Origin of the sequence: Ramlibacter sp. (assembly GCF_028292805.1) — a bacterium.
Taxonomy (GTDB): Bacteria; Pseudomonadota; Gammaproteobacteria; order Burkholderiales; family Burkholderiaceae_C; genus Ramlibacter.
Window position 1 is genome coordinate 1 of record NZ_JAQGLS010000214.1, and the last position, 18,733, is coordinate 18,733.

18 protein-coding genes and 1 riboswitch are annotated in these 18,733 nt (G+C 67.4%); of the genes, 5 read left to right on the top strand and 13 right to left on the bottom strand.

All coding sequences use genetic code 11. From position 1 onward, the window contains the following. The 4 genes from JWP65_RS13235 to oxc all read right to left on the bottom strand — a co-directional run. On the bottom strand, positions 1 to 943 hold a 943-nt coding region (locus tag JWP65_RS13235), incomplete at its 3' end, for an NAD(P)H-dependent oxidoreductase subunit E (RefSeq protein WP_299764438.1). Between the two features lie 12 nt (positions 944 to 955). Continuing rightward, a complete protein-coding gene (locus JWP65_RS13240; protein WP_299764440.1) occupies positions 956 to 3,097 on the bottom strand; it encodes an acetate--CoA ligase family protein in 2,142 nt (713 codons plus the stop codon). Positions 3,098 to 3,118: 21 nt separating this feature from the next. Further along, positions 3,119 to 4,366 (bottom strand): formyl-CoA transferase, encoded by a 1,248-nt coding sequence (gene frc / locus JWP65_RS13245; protein WP_299764442.1) that lies wholly within the window; start codon positions 4,364 to 4,366, stop codon positions 3,119 to 3,121. 65 nt (positions 4,367 to 4,431) lie between these two features. After that, positions 4,432 to 6,156 (bottom strand): oxalyl-CoA decarboxylase, encoded by a 1,725-nt coding sequence (gene oxc / locus JWP65_RS13250; protein ID WP_299764445.1) that lies wholly within the window; start codon positions 6,154 to 6,156, stop codon positions 4,432 to 4,434. A gap of 119 nt (positions 6,157 to 6,275) precedes the next feature. On the opposite strand from oxc, the gene JWP65_RS13255 reads away from it, so the two are divergent. After that, positions 6,276 to 6,884, top strand: coding sequence for a Crp/Fnr family transcriptional regulator (locus tag JWP65_RS13255; RefSeq protein ID WP_299764446.1), 609 nt, complete (start codon positions 6,276 to 6,278; stop codon positions 6,882 to 6,884). Between the two features lie 12 nt (positions 6,885 to 6,896). Here JWP65_RS13255 and JWP65_RS13260 read toward each other — a convergent pair whose 3' ends face one another. The 5 genes from JWP65_RS13260 to JWP65_RS13280 form a co-directional block, all read right to left on the bottom strand. Continuing rightward, complete coding sequence (locus tag JWP65_RS13260; protein WP_299764447.1) at positions 6,897 to 7,730, bottom strand: cytidylate kinase family protein; 834 nt, start codon at positions 7,728 to 7,730, stop codon at positions 6,897 to 6,899. 9 nt (positions 7,731 to 7,739) lie between these two features. After that, complete coding sequence (locus tag JWP65_RS13265) at positions 7,740 to 9,269, bottom strand: tripartite tricarboxylate transporter permease (protein ID WP_299764449.1); 1,530 nt, start codon at positions 9,267 to 9,269, stop codon at positions 7,740 to 7,742. A 43-nt stretch (positions 9,270 to 9,312) separates the two neighbouring features. Next, complete coding sequence (locus JWP65_RS13270) at positions 9,313 to 9,834, bottom strand: tripartite tricarboxylate transporter TctB family protein (RefSeq protein ID WP_299764452.1); 522 nt, start codon at positions 9,832 to 9,834, stop codon at positions 9,313 to 9,315. Between the two features lie 77 nt (positions 9,835 to 9,911). Then, positions 9,912 to 10,931, bottom strand: coding sequence for a tripartite tricarboxylate transporter substrate binding protein (locus JWP65_RS13275; RefSeq protein ID WP_299764454.1), 1,020 nt, complete (start codon positions 10,929 to 10,931; stop codon positions 9,912 to 9,914). A 170-nt stretch (positions 10,932 to 11,101) separates the two neighbouring features. After that, the gene (locus JWP65_RS13280) at positions 11,102 to 11,329 is read right to left on the bottom strand and encodes a hypothetical protein (protein ID WP_299764455.1); all 228 of its coding nucleotides are present in this window, start codon (positions 11,327 to 11,329) and stop codon (positions 11,102 to 11,104) included. 113 nt (positions 11,330 to 11,442) lie between these two features. Between JWP65_RS13280 and JWP65_RS13285 the strand changes: the two genes are divergently transcribed. After that, positions 11,443 to 12,396, top strand: coding sequence for a LysR family transcriptional regulator (locus tag JWP65_RS13285; RefSeq protein WP_299764456.1), 954 nt, complete (start codon positions 11,443 to 11,445; stop codon positions 12,394 to 12,396). Here the strand turns inward: JWP65_RS13285 and JWP65_RS13290 are convergent. The 4 genes from JWP65_RS13290 to JWP65_RS13305 all read right to left on the bottom strand — a co-directional run bounded on the left by JWP65_RS13290 (position 12,338) and on the right by JWP65_RS13305 (position 15,077). Beyond that, complete coding sequence (locus tag JWP65_RS13290; RefSeq protein ID WP_299764468.1) at positions 12,338 to 13,321, bottom strand: methionyl-tRNA formyltransferase; 984 nt, start codon at positions 13,319 to 13,321, stop codon at positions 12,338 to 12,340. The two genes, JWP65_RS13285 and JWP65_RS13290, sit on opposite strands and share 59 nt — an antisense overlap. Positions 13,322 to 13,345: 24 nt before the next feature. Next, complete coding sequence (locus JWP65_RS13295; RefSeq protein ID WP_299764458.1) at positions 13,346 to 14,149, bottom strand: sulfite exporter TauE/SafE family protein; 804 nt, start codon at positions 14,147 to 14,149, stop codon at positions 13,346 to 13,348. Between the two features lie 359 nt (positions 14,150 to 14,508). Next, on the bottom strand, positions 14,509 to 14,850 hold the full coding sequence (locus JWP65_RS13300) for a cell division protein ZapA (protein ID WP_299764460.1): 342 nt from the start codon (positions 14,848 to 14,850) through the stop codon (positions 14,509 to 14,511). Continuing rightward, complete coding sequence (locus tag JWP65_RS13305; protein ID WP_299764462.1) at positions 14,847 to 15,077, bottom strand: cell division protein ZapB; 231 nt, start codon at positions 15,075 to 15,077, stop codon at positions 14,847 to 14,849. Before JWP65_RS13305 ends, JWP65_RS13300 begins: the two co-directional genes overlap by 4 nt. A 33-nt stretch (positions 15,078 to 15,110) precedes the next feature. Beyond that, a riboswitch (cobalamin riboswitch) is annotated at positions 15,111 to 15,387 on the top strand. A gap of 169 nt (positions 15,388 to 15,556) precedes the next feature. Here JWP65_RS13305 and JWP65_RS13310 point away from each other — a divergent pair. The 3 genes from JWP65_RS13310 to JWP65_RS13320 form a co-directional block, all read left to right on the top strand. After that, on the top strand, positions 15,557 to 17,272 hold the full coding sequence (locus JWP65_RS13310; RefSeq protein ID WP_299764464.1) for a TonB-dependent receptor: 1,716 nt from the start codon (positions 15,557 to 15,559) through the stop codon (positions 17,270 to 17,272). Between the two features lie 22 nt (positions 17,273 to 17,294). Further along, a complete protein-coding gene (locus JWP65_RS13315) occupies positions 17,295 to 18,107 on the top strand; it encodes an ABC transporter substrate-binding protein (protein ID WP_299764466.1) in 813 nt (270 codons plus the stop codon). Positions 18,108 to 18,204: 97 nt separating this feature from the next. After that, positions 18,205 to 18,733 (top strand): helical backbone metal receptor (locus JWP65_RS13320; protein WP_299764470.1); only part of this gene is annotated, 529 nt, incomplete at its 3' end.

Here is an 18,733-nt window from a genome sequence, read left to right on the forward strand (position 1 = left end):
GCGGCTGGGCCTGCAGCCGCGCGATCTCTTGCTGCAGCATCGCGCGGCAGCCGTGGTATTCGTCGCGCAGGTAGAGGTAGATGGCCTCGACGCCGACGGCCCAGGCCGCGATCAGCACGCCTTCCAGGAAGCGGTGCGGATCGCGCTCCAGGAACACGCGGTCCTTGAAGGTGCCGGGCTCGCCCTCGTCGATGTTCACCGCCATCAAGCGCGGGCCCGGCTCGGCACGCACGATGCGCCATTTGCGGCCGGTGGAGAAGCCGGCGCCGCCCAGGCCGCGCAGCCCGGAAGACTCCAGCGCCGTGATCACCGACTCGGCATCGCGCTGGCCGCGCAGGCACTGCTCCAGCACCGCATAGCCGCCGGCGGCGCGGTACTGCGACAGGCCGATGTAGCCTTCGGGCTGGTGCTCCACCGCCTTGCTGCGGACCGCCTCCACCACCTTGTGCGTGGTGGCGCACGGCACCGGGTTCTGCCCCACCACGGCGGCGGGCGCCTGCTCGCAACGCCCGATGCAAGGGGCAGCCAGCACGCGCACCTCGCGTCCCAGCAGGCCGGGGAGCCTTTGCAGCAGTTGCTGCGCGCCGGCCATTTCGCAGGAGAGACCGTCGCACACCCGCACCGTGAGGGGCGGCGGTGCGTCTTCGCCTTCGCGCACGATGTCGAAGTGGTGGTAGAACGACGCGACCTCGAACACTTGCGACTGCGCCAGCCGCATCTCCTGCGCCAGCGCCGCCAGGTGCGCCGCCGACAGATGGCCGTAGCGGTCCTGCAGCAGGTGCAGGTGCTCGATCAGCAGGTCGGGCCGGCGCGGCCGCTCGCCCAGCAGTTCGCGCACCTCGGCCAGCGCCTTGTCATCGGGCCGCCGGCCCTTGGGTCCCTGGCGCTTGCGCTCCCTCAGCGGCCCGACCGCGGCCGCAATGGGGATGATGCGGTTGCCCACACCGCGCCGCCTTCACAGCAGGCCCGCGGCGCGGGCCCACTGGTATTTCGCGCCCAGGATTTCCACCGGGATTTCCGTGGAGTAGGCATACGCCGGAATGCCGTGCTCGTACAGGTACTGGGCGGCTTCCTCGACCTCGACGTCGCCGGCCAGGGATGCCACCACCGGCTTGACCTTGCCCTTTTTCCTCATCTCGTCGACGATCTCCACCATGTTCCGCGCGAACACCATGGGTGGCGTCACGATGGTGTGCCAGTAGCCCAGGATCAACGCGTGGATGCGGTCATCCTCCAGGCCCAGCCGCACCGTGTTGATGTAGGTGATGGGTGGCTCGCCGCCGGTGATGTCCACCGGGTTGCCGGCCGCGCCGAACGGCGGGATGAACTTGCGAAATGCCGCGTCCAGGTCGTCCGGCATCGGCTTGAGCAGCTTCAGGCCGTTGTCCACGCAGGCATCGGACAGCAGCACGCCCGAGCCGCCGGCGCCGGTGATGATGACGATGTTCTCGCCTTTGGGCGTGGGCAGGATGGGCACGCCGCGGGCGAAGTCGAGCAACTGGCGCAGGCTGCGCGCGCGGATCACGCCGGACTGGCGCAGCACGTCTTCGTAGATCTTGTCGTTGCCCGCCAGCGCGCCGGTGTGCGAGCTGGCGGCAGCGGCGCCGGCGGACGTGCGGCCGGCCTTGAGCATGATCACCGGCTTTTTCTTGGAGACACGCTGGGCCACCTCGGCGAACGCGCGGCCGTCCTTCAAGTCTTCGCAATGCTGGGCGATCACCGTGGTGTTGTCGTCCTGCTCGAAGAACAGCAGCAGGTCGTCTTCATCGATGTCCGACTTGTTGCCCAGGCCGACGATGGCCGAGACGCCCATCTTGGCGCTGCGCGAGTAACCGATGATGGCCATGCCGATGCCGCCGGACTGCGAGGACAGGGCGGTGGAGCCTTTGACGTCGTACGCCGTGCAGAAGGTGGCGCACAGGTTCGACGGCGTGTAGTAGAAGCCGTAGATGTTCGGCCCCATCAGCCGGATGTTGTACTCGCGGCCGATCTTCTGCAGTTCCTCCTGGCCTTCGATGTTGCCGGTCTCTCCAAAGCCCGATGGGATCAGGATCGCGCCGGCGATCTTCTTTTCGCCGCATTCCTTGAGCGCGCCGGCCACGAACTTGGCAGGGATCGCGAACACCGCGGTGTCGATCTCGCCGGGCACGTCCTTGACGCTCTTGTAGGCCTTGTAGCCCAGGATCTCGGCGTCCTTCGGGTGGATCGGGAAGATCTCGCCCTTGTAGCCGCCGTTGATCAGATTCTTCATCACCGAGTTGCCGATCTTGCCACTCTCGGAGGAAGCGCCGATCACGGCCACCGCCCTGGGTTTCATGATGCGGTTCATCGAAGTCACCACCGACTTCTCGTCGGGTCGAAAGCGCGCTTCCTTCGGCGAGAAGTTGACCAGGATGCGCACGTCGGCCGCGATGGCGCTGTCCTTGCTGGCGAACACCGGGTTCAGGTCGAGCTCGGCGATTTCGGGGAAGTCGGCCACCAGCTGGCTCACGCGCACGATGGTGTCGGCCACGGCCTGACGATTCACCGCCTCGCCGCCGCGCACGCCCTTGAGCATTTCCGCGGCCTGGATGCCGTCCATCATCGACAGCGCGTCGTCTTGCGTGGCGGGCGCCAGCCGGAAGGTGACGTCCTTCAAGACCTCGACCAGCACGCCGCCCAGGCCGAAGGCCACCAGCTTGCCGAAGCTGTCGTCGGTGATGGCGCCGACGATGACTTCCTGGCCGCCCCGGATCATCTGCTGGACCTGGATCCCCAGGATGTTGGCGTCGGCCTTGTACTTCTTCGCGTTGGCGATGATCTGGTCATAGGCCGTCGCCGCTTCGTCGGCGTTCTTGACGCCCACCACCACGCCACCGGCTTCCGTCTTGTGCAGGATGTCCGGCGAGACGATCTTCATCACCACCGGGAAGCCCATCGCGGCCGCCATTTTCGAGGCCTCGCCAGCGCTGCCGGCGACGCCTTCCTTGGGTACCGAGATGCCATACGCCTCGCAGACCAGCTTGCCCTCCGGCGCGGTCAGCGAATCGCGTCCCGACTTCTTGACGGTGTCGAGAACCTGGCGGACTTTCGCCTTGTCACCCTGGAAGTTGCCCATGATTGGCTCCTTGAGAAAAATTCAAACGACCTTGGCTTGGCGCAGTTCCGCGATCTGGCGCGCGTCGTAGCCGAGCATCGCGAGCACTTCGTCGGTGTGCTCGCCCAGCAAGGGCGAGCGCGTCACTTCGGTGATGCTGTCCGACAGCTTGATCGGGTTGCCCACCGTCAGGTACTTGCCGCGCGTGGGATGGTCGACCTCGACCACCGTGCCGGTCGCGCGCAGCGACGGCTCTTCGGAGATCTCCTTCATCGACAGGATCGGGCCGCATGGGATGTCGTACTGGTTCAGGATGTCCATCGCCTCGAACTTGGTCTTGGTCTTGGTCCATTCCTCGATCCGCGAGAAGATGGTCTTCAGGTGCGGCAGCCGCGCCTTGGGCGTGGCGTAGCTCGGGTCGGTGATCCAGGTCTCCTCGCCGATGACCTTGCAGATCGCGCCCCACACCGGCGCCTGGGTGATGAAGTAGATGTAGGCGTTGGGGTCGGTCTGCCAGCCCTTGCACTTGAGGATCCAGCCCGGCTGGCCGCCGCCCGAGGCGTTGCCGGCGCGCGGCACGGCGTCACCGAACTCGGTGTCGGGGAACTGCGGGTACTCCTGCAGCACCTTGGTGCGGTCCAGGCGCTGCTGGTCACGCAGCTTGACGCGGCACAGGTTCAGCACGGCGTCCTGCATCGCCGCCAGCACCTTCTGGCCGCGGCCGGTGGTGTTGCGCTGGTAGAGTGCGGCGACGATGCCCAGCGCCAGGTGCAGGCCGGTGCCGCTGTCGCCGATCTGCGCGCCGGTGACCAGTGGCGGCCCGTCGTCGAAACCGGTGGTGGACGCGGAGCCGCCGGCGCACTGGGCCACGTTTTCGTAGACCTTGCAGTCTTCGTACGGCCCGGGGCCGAAGCCCTTGACCGAGGCGACGATCATGCGGGGGTTGATCTGCTGGATCTTCTCCCAGGAAAAGCCCATGCGGTCGAGCGCGCCGGGCGCGAAGTTCTCCACCAGCACGTCGCACTGCTTGATCAGTTCGATCAGAACTTCCTTGCCCTTGGCGCTCTTGGTGTCCAGGGTGATGGAGCGCTTGTTGTGATTCAGCATCGTGAAGTAGAGGCTGTCCACGTCCGGCAGGTCGCGCAGCTGGCCGCGCGTGGCATCGCCTTCGCCGGCCTTCTCCACCTTGATCACGTCCGCGCCGAACCAGGCCAGCAGCTGGGTGCAGGTGGGCCCGGACTGCACGTGGGTGAAGTCGAGGATCTTGACGCCGTCGAGTGCTTTGGACATTGCTTCTGTTTCCTTCAGAGTTTCGAAGTCATCTTCGTCATTCCCGCGCAGGCGGGGACGAGGCTTTATTTCTTCTTTGCCATCGCCGGATTGAGCGACGTGATGCGCCCGCTCTCGGTGCCCGCCGTCTCGTCGATGATGGCGTTGATCAGCGTCGGCTTGCCCGAGCTGACGGCTTCGTCCAGCGCCTTCTTGAGCTGCTCCGGCGTGTCGGCGCGCACGCCGACGCCGCCGAAAGCCTGCATCATCATTTCGTACCTGGCTTCCTTGACGAACTGCGTCGGGGCCATCGCGTCGCCGAGCGGGTTGACGTCCGTGCCTTTGTAGATGCCGTTGTTGTTGAAGACGATCACGCAGACCGGCAGGTTGTAGCGGCAGATCGTTTCCACCTCCATGCCGCTGAAGCCGAAGGCGCTGTCGCCCTCGATCGCGATCACCGGCTTGCCGGTGGTGACCGCGGCGGCGACGGCGAAGCCCATGCCGATGCCCATGATTCCCCAGGTGCCGACGTCCAGGCGCTTGCGCGGCTCGTACATGTCGACGATGGAGCGGGCGAAGTCCAGCGTGTTGGCGCCCTCGTTGACCACGATCGCGTCCGGCCGCGCCTTCACCGCCTCGCGGATGACGTTCAGCGCGCTGTGGAAGTTCATCGGCGACGGATTCTTCGCCAGCGTCTCCGCCATCTTGGTCAGGTTCTTGTCCTTGCGGTCGGCGATGCCGCCGGTCCAGTCGGCCGGCGGCTTCTGCCAGCCGTTGCCCAGGCCGGCATTGAGCGCGGCGATGCAGGAGCCGATGTCGCCCACCAGCGGCGCCGCGATGGCGACGTTGCTGTCGGCCTCTGTCGGCGAGATGTCGACCTGGATGAACTGCTGGTTGCCGCCCTCCTTGGCGCTGCCCGCCCCCCAGGTCTTGCCCTTGCCGTGCGACAGCAGCCAGTTCAGGCGCGCGCCCACCAGCATCACCACGTCGGCTTCGGCCAGCACGTAGGAGCGGGCGGCGGAGGCCGACTGGCCGTGGTTGTCGGGCAGCAGGCCCTTGGCCATGGACATCGGCAGGTAAGGGATGCCGGTCTTTTCGATGAAGCTGCGGATCTCGTCGTCGGCCCGGGCGTAGGCCGCGCCCTTGCCCAGGATCACCAGCGGCTTCTTCGCGCCCTTGAGCAAGGCGAGGGCGCGCTCCACCGCGTCGGGTGCGGGGATCTGCCTGGGCGCCGGATCCACCACCTTGATCAGCGAGTTCTGGCCGGCCTCGCGGTCGATGCTCTGGGCGAACAGCTTGGCCGGCAGGTCCAGGTAGACGCCGCCGGGACGGCCCGACAGCGCCGAGCGCACGGCGCGGGCGATGCCCACGCCGATGTCTTCGGCATGCAGCACGCGGAAGGCGGCTTTGCACAGCGGCTTGGCGATGGCCAGCTGGTCCATCTCCTCGTAGTCGCCTTGCTGCAGGTCGACGATCTCGCGCTCGCTCGAGCCCGAGATCAGAATCATGGGAAAGCAGTTGGTGGTGGCATTGGCCAGCGCCGTCAGGCCATTGAGGAAGCCGGGCGCCGACACGGTGAAGCAGATGCCGGGCTTTTGCGTCAGGAAGCCGGCCGCCGCCGCGGCATTGCCCGCATGCTGTTCGTGGCGAAACGAGATCACCTTCATGCCCTCGGCCTGCGCGATCCGCAGGAAGTCCGTGATCGGGATCCCGGGCAGGGCGAAGATGGTGTCGATGTCATTGAGCTTCAACGCGTCAATGACGAGGTGGAAGCCGTCGATGGTTTCGCGTTCAAGCGTTTCGGTGGTCATGGCAGGGCCCGGGTTTGTGTGCGGGCTATGATAGGAATCGCCCTGTGCTTTCGCTCTTGACTGCGGTCAATTTTCGGGAAATTGCACACCGACCCCGGGGAATCCCTCTCACTGCATCCATGTCGTCGATCGAAGACCATCCCGAGAGAAACGTGATTCGCGTGCAGCTGGCGCACAACCTTGTGCTCAAGGGCATGAGCGTGGGCCAGATGGCGGAGCTGGAACCGCGGCTGGTGGTGGTGGATTGCCAGAAGGGCGAGGCGCTGCTGCACCAGGGCGTGCACGAGATGGAGCAGTACTTCATCCTCGAAGGCATCCTCAAGCGCGTGGTGAGCAACCAGGAAGCCAAGGAAATGATCCTGCGCTTCGCCGACGAAGGCCAGATCGAGACCAGCTACGCCGCCTGGCGGCTGGGCACGCCGGCGCCCTACAGCATCGTCTGCGTCACGCGGGCCCGCGTCGCCAAGCTGCCGCTGCGCGACTGGGCCGGCTTCCTCGAAAAGCACCAGGGCCTGAAGCAATCCTTCGAGTACGAAGTGATGCACCACATGAGCGAGGTGATGGCGCACACCATCACGCTGCACCTGCTGGACGCGCCAGGGCGGGTGAAGCGCTTCCTGCGCAAGCACCCGGAGCTGTTCGACCGGATCCCGAAGAAGGAACTGGCTTCATACCTGAACCTGTCGGCGGAGACGCTGAGCCGGTTGAAGCAGCGGGGGAAGATCTAGGAGCCCAGACTGCTAGGTCTTCGAGTGGGTGAACCGCCGGCTGATGGCCATCAGGCTGAGCCGGTTCTCGAGCTTGCCCGCGCCGACCACGCCCAGGGCGACGCGTTCCGTCTCCGCCCGCTCCGCCTCGTTCAGCACGATGCCGGCCAGCACCGTGCGGCCGCCGCTCGAGACGATCTGCACGTCGACCTCGCTGGTGGCCGGGTTGGCCTTCAGCGCGGCGCGCACCCGCGCGCTGGTGGCCAGCTCGGCCAGCACGGCGCGCGACTGCGGCGTTTCGGCGAATTCCGGTTGCGCCGCCAGCTGCATGATCTGCGCCACGCAAGTCTCCACCGACACCCGTGCGGTGTTGAGCACCATGTCGTACAGCAGCGGATCGCCCCAGGTCACGCCGAACTGCGAGTTCATGCGCGCCGCGTGCGAGTTGTCGCTGCGCCTGATCTCGGCTTCGGCGGCGTCGCGGTCATCCGTGCCCAGGTGTTCCATCAGCCAGTCCACGCGCTGCGGCAGCGGCCGCGTCACCCGCACCCGCACCACGTGCCGCACCGGCCGCAGCAAACAGGTGGCGCCCCAGCCGCGCAGCACCACGTTGCCGCGCTCGGCCTGGGCCAGCACTTCCTCGGCGCTGAACAGGGCGACCTGCTGCTTGTCGGTGGACAGCCGCTCCACCAGGCCCGCCTTGCCTTCGCGCAGGCGCCGCACCAGGCTGGGCGGCACCTGCATGCGGTCGGCCACGTTGTCGACAACCTCGTTGCGCATCACGGCAAGGCCGGCGGTTTCGGCCAGGCGAAGGGCCACGTCCTTGGCCAGCGAGCCCATTTCCTGGGTGAGTGCGATGACCGGCATGGAGAGCTTTCAGTCGACGGGTTGTTCGGCCGCGAACGTGGTCGGCTTGGGCTTGCGGACCTTGGCGACCAGCCGCGAGATCAGCGGCCAGAACAGCAGCACCAGCGCCAGGCCGGTGATGCCGCCCACCAGCGGGTTGGCCACCATGATGGACAGCTCGCCCTGCGACAGCAGCATCGACTGGCGGAAGGCGTCTTCGGCCTTGTCGCCCAGCACCAGGGCCAGCACCAGCGGCGCCAGCGGGTAGTCGAGCTTCTTGAACAGGTAGCCGACCACGCCGAACAGCATCATGAACCAGATGTCCAGCAAGGCGTTGTGGACGGTGTAGGCGCCGATGGCGCAGACCACCACGATCACCGGCGCGATGATCGAGAACGGGATGCGCAGGATGGACGCGAACAGCGGCACCGTGGTCAGCACCACGACCAGGCCCACCAGGTTGCCCAGGTACATGCTGGCGATCAGGCCCCAGACGAAGTCCTTCTGCTCGACGAACAGCAGCGGGCCGGGCTGCAGGCCCCAGATGAGCAAGCCACCCAGCAGCACGGCGGCGGTCGGCGAGCCCGGGATGCCCAGCGTCAGCATCGGCAGCAGCGCCGCGGTGCCGGCCGCGTGGGCCGCGGTTTCCGGCGCCACCACGCCCTCCATCTGGCCGGTGCCGAACTTGGCGCCGTCGCGCGACATCTTCTTGGCCAGGCCATAGGCCATGAAGGATGCCGGCGTCGCGCCGCCCGGGGTGATGCCCATCCAGATGCCCACCAGCGAGCTGCGCACCGAAGTCATCCAGTACTGCGGCAGCTTCTTCCAGGTTTCCAGCACCACCTTCGGGTTGATCTTGGCGCTCTTGCCGGAGAAGGCCAAGCCTTCTTCCATCGACAGCAGGATCTCGCCGATGCCGAACAGGCCGATCACCGCGATCAGGAAGTCGAAGCCGCGCATCAGCTCGAGGACGCCGAAGGTCAGGCGCAACTGGCCGGTGACCGTGTCCATGCCCACCGCGGCCAGCGCGAAACCGATCGACATGGAGGCCAGGATCTTGAACGGCGAGCCCTTGCCCATGCCGACGAAGCTGCAGAAGGTCAGCAGGTAGACGGCGAAGAACTCGGGCGGCCCGAACTTGAGCGCGAAACGCGCCACCAGCGGGGCCAGGAAGGTGATCATCACCACGGCGACGAAGGCGCCGATGAACGAGGAGGTGAAGGCCGTCGTCAGCGCCGCGCCGGCGCGGCCGTCCTGCCCCATCGGGTAGCCGTCGAAGGTGGTCGCCACCGACCAGGGTTCGCCCGGGATGTTGAACAGGATGGAGGTGATCGCGCCGCCGAACAGCGCGCCCCAGTAGATGCACGACAGCATGATGATCGCCGAGGTGGGCGACATCGAGAACGTCAGCGGCAGCAGGATGGCCACGCCATTGGCGCCGCCCAGCCCCGGCAGCACGCCGATGAGGACTCCCAGCACGATGCCCACCAGCATCAGCAGCAGGTTCATCGGCGTGAGGATCACGCTGAAGCCGTGGAACAGGGCACTGAGTTCGTTCATGGGCGGTCTTGTGGCAAGGGATGGTGGAGCGGGCGGTGGGCTGTCAGTAGCCCAGGAAGGCCAGCGGGTCGAAGGCGCCCTTGTAGAGAGGAATCTTGAACCAGACCTCGAACAGCACGAAGAAGAACACCGAGACGATCAGCGCGGCCGCGATGCCCTTGGCCGGCGCGAACTTGCCCAGCACGATCATGAAGCCGGCGATGTAGATTGCCGACGCCACGTAGATCCCGATCAGCTGGATGCCCAGCACATAGACCAGCGCCGGCACCAGCACGGTGAGCACGCGTTTGATCTGGGCGCTGTCGACGAAGATCTCGATGTTGCGCTGCTTGCCGAACAGGCCCTGGTACAGGATGCCGACCGCCGAGATGCACAGGATCAGCCCGATGTAGAACGGAAAGTAGCCCGCGCCCGGCCCGTCGCTGGTCCAGCCGGAGCCCAGCTTGCGGCTGCCGAACAGGACCACCAGCCCGAACGCCAGCACCAGCAGGGCGACGCCGGCCTCGACCACGTAGGTGGGAACGCCCCTGCGCTGCGCCTCGACGTCTTGCTGTTCGATGTCCATGCCACTCTCCTGCCGGGGTTCCGGCAACGGTGCGAAGAAAAAGGGAAGGGGCGCCCCGCGGTGGGGGCGCGCCGCGCTCACGGGGCCAGGAAGCCGGCTTCCTTCATCAGCTCGCGGTGCCGCTGCTCGGCGGCGCCGAGCCACTGGGAGTACTTGTCGCCGTCCATGTAGGTCTGGTTGAAGGCGCCCTTTTCCATGTAGTCCTTCCACTCGGGCGTCGCGCGGACCTTCTTGAGCAGGTTGACGTAGAACTCGGTCTGCTCCTTGGTCACCCCGCCGGGCATGAAGATGCCGCGCAGCATGGTGTAGGCGGTGGGCACGCCCGCTTCCTTGCAGGTGGGCACGTCGTTCCAGGCCTGCGTGTCGGTGATCTTGGTCTTGTAGGGCATGCGGTCGTCGTCGAACACGCACAGCGCGCGCAGCTTGCCGCCGCGCCACTGCGCCACCGCCTCGGCCGGGTTGTTCACCGTGGAGTCGACGTGCTTGCCCACCAACTGCACGGCCACTTCGCCGCCGCCGCGGAACGGCACGTAGATGAACTTGGTGCCGGTGGCCTTCTCGATGCCTGCCGTGAGGATCTGGTCTTCCTGCTTGGAGCCGGTGCCGCCCATCTTCATCTTGCTCGCTCCGGCGGCCTTGACGGCCGTGAAGTAGTCCCTGGCGGTCTTGTACGGGCTTTCGGCGTTGACCCACAGCACGAAGTTGTCCAGCGCCATCATCGACACCGGCGTCAGGTCGCGCCAGTTGAACGGCACGCCGGTGGCCAGCGGCGTGGTGAACAGGTTGGACAGGGTGACGACGATCTTGTGCGGGTCCCCCTTGGCGTCCTTGACGGCGAGGAAGCCCTCGGCGCCGGCGCCGCCTGACTTGTTCACGACCACCAGCGGCTGCTTCATGAGGTTGTGCTTGACCGTGATGCCCTGGATCAGGCGGGCCATCTGGTCGGCGCCGCCGCCGGTGCCGGCCGGCACGACGAACTCGACCGGCTTGGTGGGTTCCCACGCGGCATGGGCGAAGGGGGCCGCAAGGAGCGCGGCCGATCCGAACACGGCTGCCGCAGCTGCCGACATCCGGAACCTGATGTTCACTTTGGTCATCGCTTTGTCTCCTGGTTGGTACCCATCGCGCGCCACCCTGTCACTGGGGGCATCTCCGTGGGCCGCAGCGCATGGTCCAACCAACCGGCGATGAAAACTCTTGACGTCGGTCAAGATTGCGAAATTCAGGAAGCCATCTAGGGTTTGTCCCGAGTCGGTGGAGGCGAGTGTCAGCGCGCGCGTTCGAGCCGCGCGCGCGTGGCCTCGACTGCCTGCAGCAGAAAGTTTGCGTCGTACACGCGCAGCAGGTGCGGGTGCTCCTTCTCCAGGTAGGCGCGCAGCCCATCGCCGCCGGGGCCGTAGACGGCGGGGTCCCAGTCCCAGCTGAGGCCGAGTTCCTCGAAGGCAGCGCTGTAGATCTGGGTTTTCCGCAGGCTGGACTGGTTCAGTTCGGGCATGGCTGGCTCCTTGGGGACCGATGGCGATGCAGCCACTCTAGGCGCCGGCGACGATCAAGGATAGTGAAAGTATTTGATCGTTTTCATTACCTGCAGGTTATGATCCGGCCGCCATGAAGAACGCCACCCTGCGCCAGCTGAAGGTCTTCGAGGCGGTGGCGCGCCTGAACAGTTTTTCCCGCGCCGCCGAGGAGCTGCATCTGACGCAGCCGGCCGTCTCGACCCAGGTGCGCAAGCTGCAGGAGCATGCGGGGCTGCCGCTGTTCGAGCAGCTGGGCAAGAAGATCCATCTGACGCCGGCCGGCGCGCAGATGCTGCAGTGCAGCCGCGGCATCATCGAGAAATTCGAGGAAACCGAAGAGGCGATGGCCCAGTTCAAGGGAGTCTCCGGCGGCCGGCTGAAGGTGTCGGTGATCAGCGCCGGTGACTACTTCTTTCCCAGCCTGCTGGTGGAGTTCGCGCAGCGCCATCCCGGCGTCACGCTGGACTTCGGCGTGTGCAACCGCGAGGAACTGCTGGGCCAGCTGGATGCCAACCTGACCGACCTGGCGGTGATGGTGCGGCCGCCGGAAGACCTCGACACGGTGGCCGAGCCCTTCGCCCCGCACCCTTACGTGGTCGTCGCCGCGCCGGGCCATCCACTGGCGCGCAGCCGCCGGATCCCGGTGGCGCGCATCGCCCGCGAGCCGTTCGTGGTGCGCGAGCAAGGCTCCGACACCTGGAACTCGATGCGCGAAGGTTTCGGGGCAGCGCTGCCGGGCCTGAACATCGCCATGGAGATCCGCAGCACCGAGACCATCAAGCAGGCCGTGGCCGCCGGCATGGGCGTGAGCTTCCTGTCGGCCCACACCATCAGCCGCGAGCTGCAGTCCGGCAGCCTGGCGGTGCTGGATGTGCAGGGCTTTCCGCTGATGCTGAACTGGTACGTGGTGCACCGGCGCACCAAGCGGCTGCCGCCGGTGGCGCAGGCCTTCAAGGCCTTTCTGCTCAAGGACGGCACTCGGCTGATCAACCGGACGCTGGGCTTGCGGCCGGCCGCACGAAAGAGCGCCAGCCGTCCGAAGTGACGGCGTCGCGGGGGCGCAAGCCCTGCTGGCGCGCGTAGTCGCCGGCCTTCATCTTGGCGCCGCCCTCGGGGCGCAGCGTCAGCACCTCGAGCAGCCCGCCTTGCGCCCACAGCAGGATGGAGCTGTCCGTGATCGCCGCGATGTCGCCGGGCTGGTGGCCGCCCGGCACGAAGCGGCCCACCACGTGCTTGCGGCAGTCGTAGATCCGCACCTTGGCGCCGGCCAGCAGCGCCCAGGCGCCGGGCGCGGGGTTGCAGCCGCGGACCAGGTCGTACACGTGGTCCAGCGGGCTGGCCCAGTGGATGCGGCATTCCTCGTCGTGCATCCAGCCTTCGTAGGTGGCTTGCGATTCGTCTTGCGGCTGCTCCACGTGGCGACCGGCAGTGACCAGGTCCGCCGCTTCCAGCAAGGCGGCGACGCCCAGCGGAAACAGCTTGTTGAAGTACAGCTGGCCCAGCGTTTCGTCCGGCTCGATCGGGCAGCGCCTGCGCAGGATCACCGGCCCTTCGTCGAGGCCGTCGGTGGGGCGGAAAATCGTCACGCCGGTTTCCTTGGCGCCCAGCGCGATCGGCCAGCTGATCGACGACGGCCCGCGGTGCAGCGGCAGCAGCGACGGATGGAACTGGATGGTGCCGTGGCGCGGGATGGTCACGAAGGCTTGAGGCGCGAACTGCAGCACGTAGGCCATCACGCCCAGGTCGGCGTCCAGCGAACGCATGGCCGCTTCCGCCTCCGGGCTGCGCAGGCTGGCGAAGCTGAAGACCGGCAGGCCCAGGGCCAGCGCATCCTGGCGCAAGGCGTCCGGCCTGGCGCCCGGTTTGTCGGGCGCGCAGAACACGCCGGCGATCACGTCGCCACGGGCCAGAAAGGCGTCGAGGACGGCCTTGCCGAAATCCTGTTGTCCGATGAAGGCGATGCGGGCGATGGCCGTGCTCCTGTCAGAGTTTCCCTAGCGCAGCAGGAAGTATGCCGCCAGTGCGTACAGGAGCATTGCGAACAATTTCTTGAGCGGGCGCACGTCCATGCGGTGCGCCGTGCGCGCGCCCAGCGGCGCCATGGTCACGCTGGCCAGCGAAATCACCACCAGCCCGGGCAGGTACAGGTAGCCGAAGGAGCCGGGCGGCATCTGCGTCAGGCCCTGGCCGGCCCAGACGTAGCCCAGCGTGCCGAACAGCGCGATCGGAAAGCCCAGGGCGGCCGAAGTGGCCACGGCCTCGTGGATCTTGACGTTGCACCACGACATGAAAGGCACGGAGATGAAGCCGCCGCCGGCGCCGACGATGGACGACAGTGCGCCGATCACCGTGCCGGCGCCGAAGGTTCCCACCGGGCCGGGCAGGGTGCGGCTGGGCTCGGGCCGGCGGTTCAGGAACATCTGGGTGGCGGAGAAGCCGACGAACAGCGCGAACAGCACGCCCAGCACCTTGGCCGGCAAGGCCACGGCCACCTGCGCGCCCAGCAGCGCCCCGACCAGGATGCCGGGCGCGAGCATGCGCACGACGGGCCAGAGCACGGCGCCGCGCCTGTGGTGCGCCCACACCGACGACAGCGAGGTGAAGCAGATGGTGGCCAGCGAGGTGGCCACCGCCATCTTCAGGATGTACTCGTCCGGATGGTCCCTGGCCGTGAGGATCATCACCAGGAACGGCGTCATCACCATGCCGCCGCCGATGCCCAGCAGGCCCGCCAGGAAACCGGTGCACAGGCCGAGCGCGGCCAACTCGAGGATCAGGAGGGGGTCGATCAGCGCCATGGAATTTCGGGAACACGCAAAGGAAACGGGCTGCCCAAGGGCAGCCCGTCGAAAAGGTGTCTGCGAGTGCCACCGGACCGCATCCTGAACCGGGGTTCAGGTGGGCGAGGTCAGCTTGGCGTTGGGTTCATCTACGCGAGATGATCACGCTCGCCAGCGATGTTCCAAGCCCGGGCTCTAAGAGCATTGGTTCAAGGAAATATAAAGCCCGGCATGCACTGCAGACGCTGCCATTCTAGGCTGCAAACACGGCGGTTTGTGCAAACCCCGCGTGAAGGCACTGCAAGTTTTCCGGGCTTGACAATGCGGGGGGTTGCTCAACTGTCTTGCGCTTCCTCGTCCCCCGCGCAGGCGCGCGCCTAGATCAGCCGCCCGTCGTCCGCCAGCGCCCCGTCCAGCCGCACCATCAGCTGCGCCAGGCGCACGTCCTCGCCAAGGTTGCGCAGGCTCGTCACCGTGCCGTCGCTGGTGGCGAAGCTCGATGCGTGCAGTGGCGCTGCCGGGCGGTCGGCCACGTCGAAGGCGAGGTTCAGCGCCGCCAGCACCGCGATGCGGTCGCGCGCCTTGACCTTGCCGGCGTCGCGGATCTTGCACATGGCGGTGTCGACCTTCTCCACCGCTTCCAGCAGGCGCTGTTCGCCGCCGACGGGGCAACCGAGCAGGTAGCTCTGGCCCATGATCTGAACTTCCAGCTGTTTCATGCGGGTGTGTTGAGGTCGGGAAGGCGTTCGAGCAAGGCGTCGACGCGGGAGCGGGCGGCGGACAGGCGCGACTTCAGGGAGTCGCGCTCCTGCGTGAGCAGTTCCACCTGTTCGGACAACAGCGCGTTGGTGCGCTGCAGTTCCTCGTAGCGCACGAGCAGGCGCTCGACGCGGTCGACGAGGGAGTCGACGGGGTCGATGGGGGAGCCACTGGCAACACTTGGCATTGGGCGAATTGTAGGGTTAGCGCGTGAAAACACATCTAGAATCAAGAGGTTGGTGCTCGCGGTGTGGTTCGCATGCTGCAGTTCAACGGGAAGCAGGAGGCCGACCGGCGCGCGGGCGCACAACCCGCCGCGCCGCACGCCAACCTGCGCTGCCCCCGCAACGGTAAGCGGAGGCGCTCCGGGCCGCAAGGTCCGCGTGCGCCACTTCCATCCTCGCAAAGCCACTGGGCGCGCCTGAAACAGCGCGCCTGGGAAGGCGATGGAGGTTCTTCCGCGAGCCCGGATACCGGCCAACAAGGTGGCTGCACGCCTGCGTGCGGCCGTGACGCCCAAGGCGTCGGCGGGGAAGCCGGCGCGGGCAATCGTTTCGGGTTCCCAATTTCATGGTTTCTTTCAAGCTGTCTGCACGCGCTGCCTGGCCCGTCGCGCTTTTCCTCACGTCCCCCGCCTTCGCCCAGTCCACCTTGCGGGAGGTAGTGGTGTCCGCCAGCCGCGCGGAGCAACGCGTCCAGGATGCCCTGCCCGCCACCACGCTCATCACACGGGAGCAGATCGAGCGGGCCCAGACGCCCGACCTTCCCAGCCTGCTGCGCAGCGTCGCCGGCGTCGAGTTCGCCCAGAACGGCGGCATGGGCACGGTGTCCAGCGCCTTCCTGCGCGGTGCCGAATCGCGCCACACGCTGGTGCTGATCGACGGCGTGCCGGTCAACAACCTGAACTTCGGGACCGCGGCGATGGAACACCTGCCGCTCGCGGACGTGGAGCGCATCGAGATCGTGCGCGGCAACGTGTCCAGCCTGTATGGCAGCGCGGCGGTCGGTGGCGTGATCCAGATCTTCACCCGTCAGCCGGGGCCGGTGCCGCAAGTGAGCCTGAGCACGCAGGTCGGCTCCCGCGGCCTGGTCCAGGCCAGCGGCAGCGGGTCGGTCAAGCTGGCTTCCGGCACCGGCCTGCGGGCGACCGTGGAGACCTTGCGTGACAACGGTTTCAATTCGATCCGGCAGGACGAACGCCCCGGCACCAACCCGGACCGCGACGGCTACCGGCGCCGCGCGGCCTCGCTGGCCGTGACGCAAGACATTGCCGGTGGGCATTCGCTGGGCCTGACATTGCGGGAGGCGCGCGGCACCACTGAGTACGACAGCCAGTTCGGTCCCGCCACGCAGCCGGACGAATCGCGCTTCGCCGAGCGCGGGGCGACCTTGGTGGGCCAGTTCAAGCTGGGCGACGTGCGTATCAATGCACTGATGGGTCGCTCGGAAGACCGGCTCAACGCCGACGTCACGGCGTTCCCTTTCTTCGTCAACTCGCGCAGCCATACGGCGCAGGTGGGGGCGGAGTGGCAACTGCGTCCTGGCCACCGCCTCACGGGCGGCGTGGAACACACGCGCCAGCGGCTGGAGAGCGACACCGTCTATAACGAGGCTGGACGCACGCTGGACAGCGCGCGTCTGGGTTACGTTCTCGATACCGCCGCCCACCAGCTGCAGCTGAACGTGCGGCAGGACCGCTACAGCGACTTCGGCACCGCGACCACCTGGCTGGCAGCGTATGGGTACCGCCTGACCGAAGCCTGGCGCGTCAGTGCTTCGGCCTCCACCGGATTCAACGCACCGACCTTCAACGATCTCTACTATCCCTTCGGCGGCAATCCCGCGCTGCGGCCGGAGCGTGTGAAGTCGGCGGAACTGGGACTCCAGTATGCAGTCGCCGGCCACAAGGTTCGGGCCACGCTGTTCCAGAATCGCTTCACCGACCTGATTGCCAGCGACCTGCTGTTCAACCGCGTCAACGTTGGCCGTGCCCGCACGCGCGGCGTCGAAGTCACCTACGACGGCCGGCTGCTCGGCACCGACGTGCACGCTGCGCTCACCAGCCAGGACCCGCGCGACCTCGACACCGGCATGCGACTGCGACGGCGCGCCGCCACCTTGGCGCAGGTGTCGGCCGACCGCGAGGTCGGCGCGTGGCAATTCGGCGGCCGCCTGCGCTACAGTGGCGCCCGCGACGACGCGCCGTTCCGGCTCGGGTCGTATTCAGTGGTGGATGCGACGGGGGGCTACAAGGTGTCACCCGAGTTGCGCCTGTTTGGCCGGGTGGAAAACCTGTTCGATCGTGCCTACGAGACGGTGTACGGTTACCGCCAGGCCGGCCGAGGCTTGTTCGTCGGACTGGCCTGGCAACCCCGCCTCTGATGCAGATGGAAAGCCCCGTCCGATGATCCCAGCCATTGCGCGCGGACCGCGCCGCATCGTCTGCCTGACCGAGGAGGCGACGGAATGGCTGTATCTGCTGGGCGAGCAGGAGCGCATCGTCGGCATCTCGGGCTACACGGTGCGCCCGCGCCGGGCCCGCGAGGAAAAGCCCAAGGTCAGCGCCTTTCTCAGCGCCAAGATCGACAAGATCCTGGCGCTGCGGCCCGACTGCGTGTTCGGCTTTTCCGACTTGCAGGCCGACATCGCGGCGGAGCTGGTGCGCAAGGGCGTGCAGGTCACCATCTTCAACCAGCGCAGCGTGGAGGAGATTTTCTCCATGCTGTACCAGGTGGCGGCGATGGTCGGCCGGGCCGACGCCGGCCTGCGCCTGCTCGAGGCCATGCGCGAGCGCCTGCTGGCCATCGAAGCCGCGGGGCGCGCATTGCCGCGCCGTCCGCGCATCTATTTCGAGGAATGGGACGAACCCCCCATCAGCGCGATCCGGTGGGTGTCGCAGCTGGCCGGCATCGCCGGCGCCGACGACGTGTTCCCCGAGCTGTCCGTCCAGGCGATGGGCAGGGACCGCATCATTGCCGACGGCGCCGAAATCATCCGCCGCAACCCCGACATCGTCGTCGGCTCCTGGTGCGGCAAGAAATTCCGCGCCGAGAAGGTGGCCGCTCGCGCAGGCTGGGGCGCCGTGAACGCGGTGCGCGACGGCCAGCTGTTCGAGATCAAGTCCGCCGACATCCTGCAGCCGGGACCAGCGGCCCTCACGGATGGCGTCGAGCAGCTGCATGCGATCGCGGTGGCGTGGAGCAGGGTGCATGGGTAAGTCGCCGGCCCTCGCCCCAGCCCTCTCCCGCTGCCGGCCTTTCTCCCTCTCCCTACGGAAGAGGCTTGGGGTGAGGGCAGCAGCCCGCGCGCTCGCGCTGCTCCTCGCACTCGCCCTTTTCGCCCCGGTCCATGCCCTCACCGTCACCGACGACCGCGGCCAGCAGCTTGCCATCGGGCGGCCGCCGCAGCGCATCGTCTCGCTGCTGCCGTCGCTGACCGAGATGGTCTGCGCGCTGGATGCCTGCGCCCGCCTGGTCGGCGTGGACGACTACTCCAATTTTCCGGCCTCGGTCCGCGCCTTGCCGCACTTGGGCGGCCTCGAAGATGCGCGCATCGAAAGCGTGGTCGCGCTGAGGCCGGACCTGGTGCTCACGCCCACCTCGTCGCGTGCCCTCGACCGGCTGCAAGCCCTGGGGCTGAACGTGCTGGCGCTGGAGCCGCGCACCTTCGCCGATGTCGAGCGCGTCCTGGGCGTGCTCGGCCCGGTGCTGGCCGCGCGCGATGCGGGCAGCGCGTGGCGCCAGATCCAGCAAGGCGTGGACGCCGCCGCCGCGGCGCTGCCGTCGGCGCGGCGCGGCACCAGCGTGTACTTCGAGGTCGGCAGCGGCCCCTACGCCGCCAGCG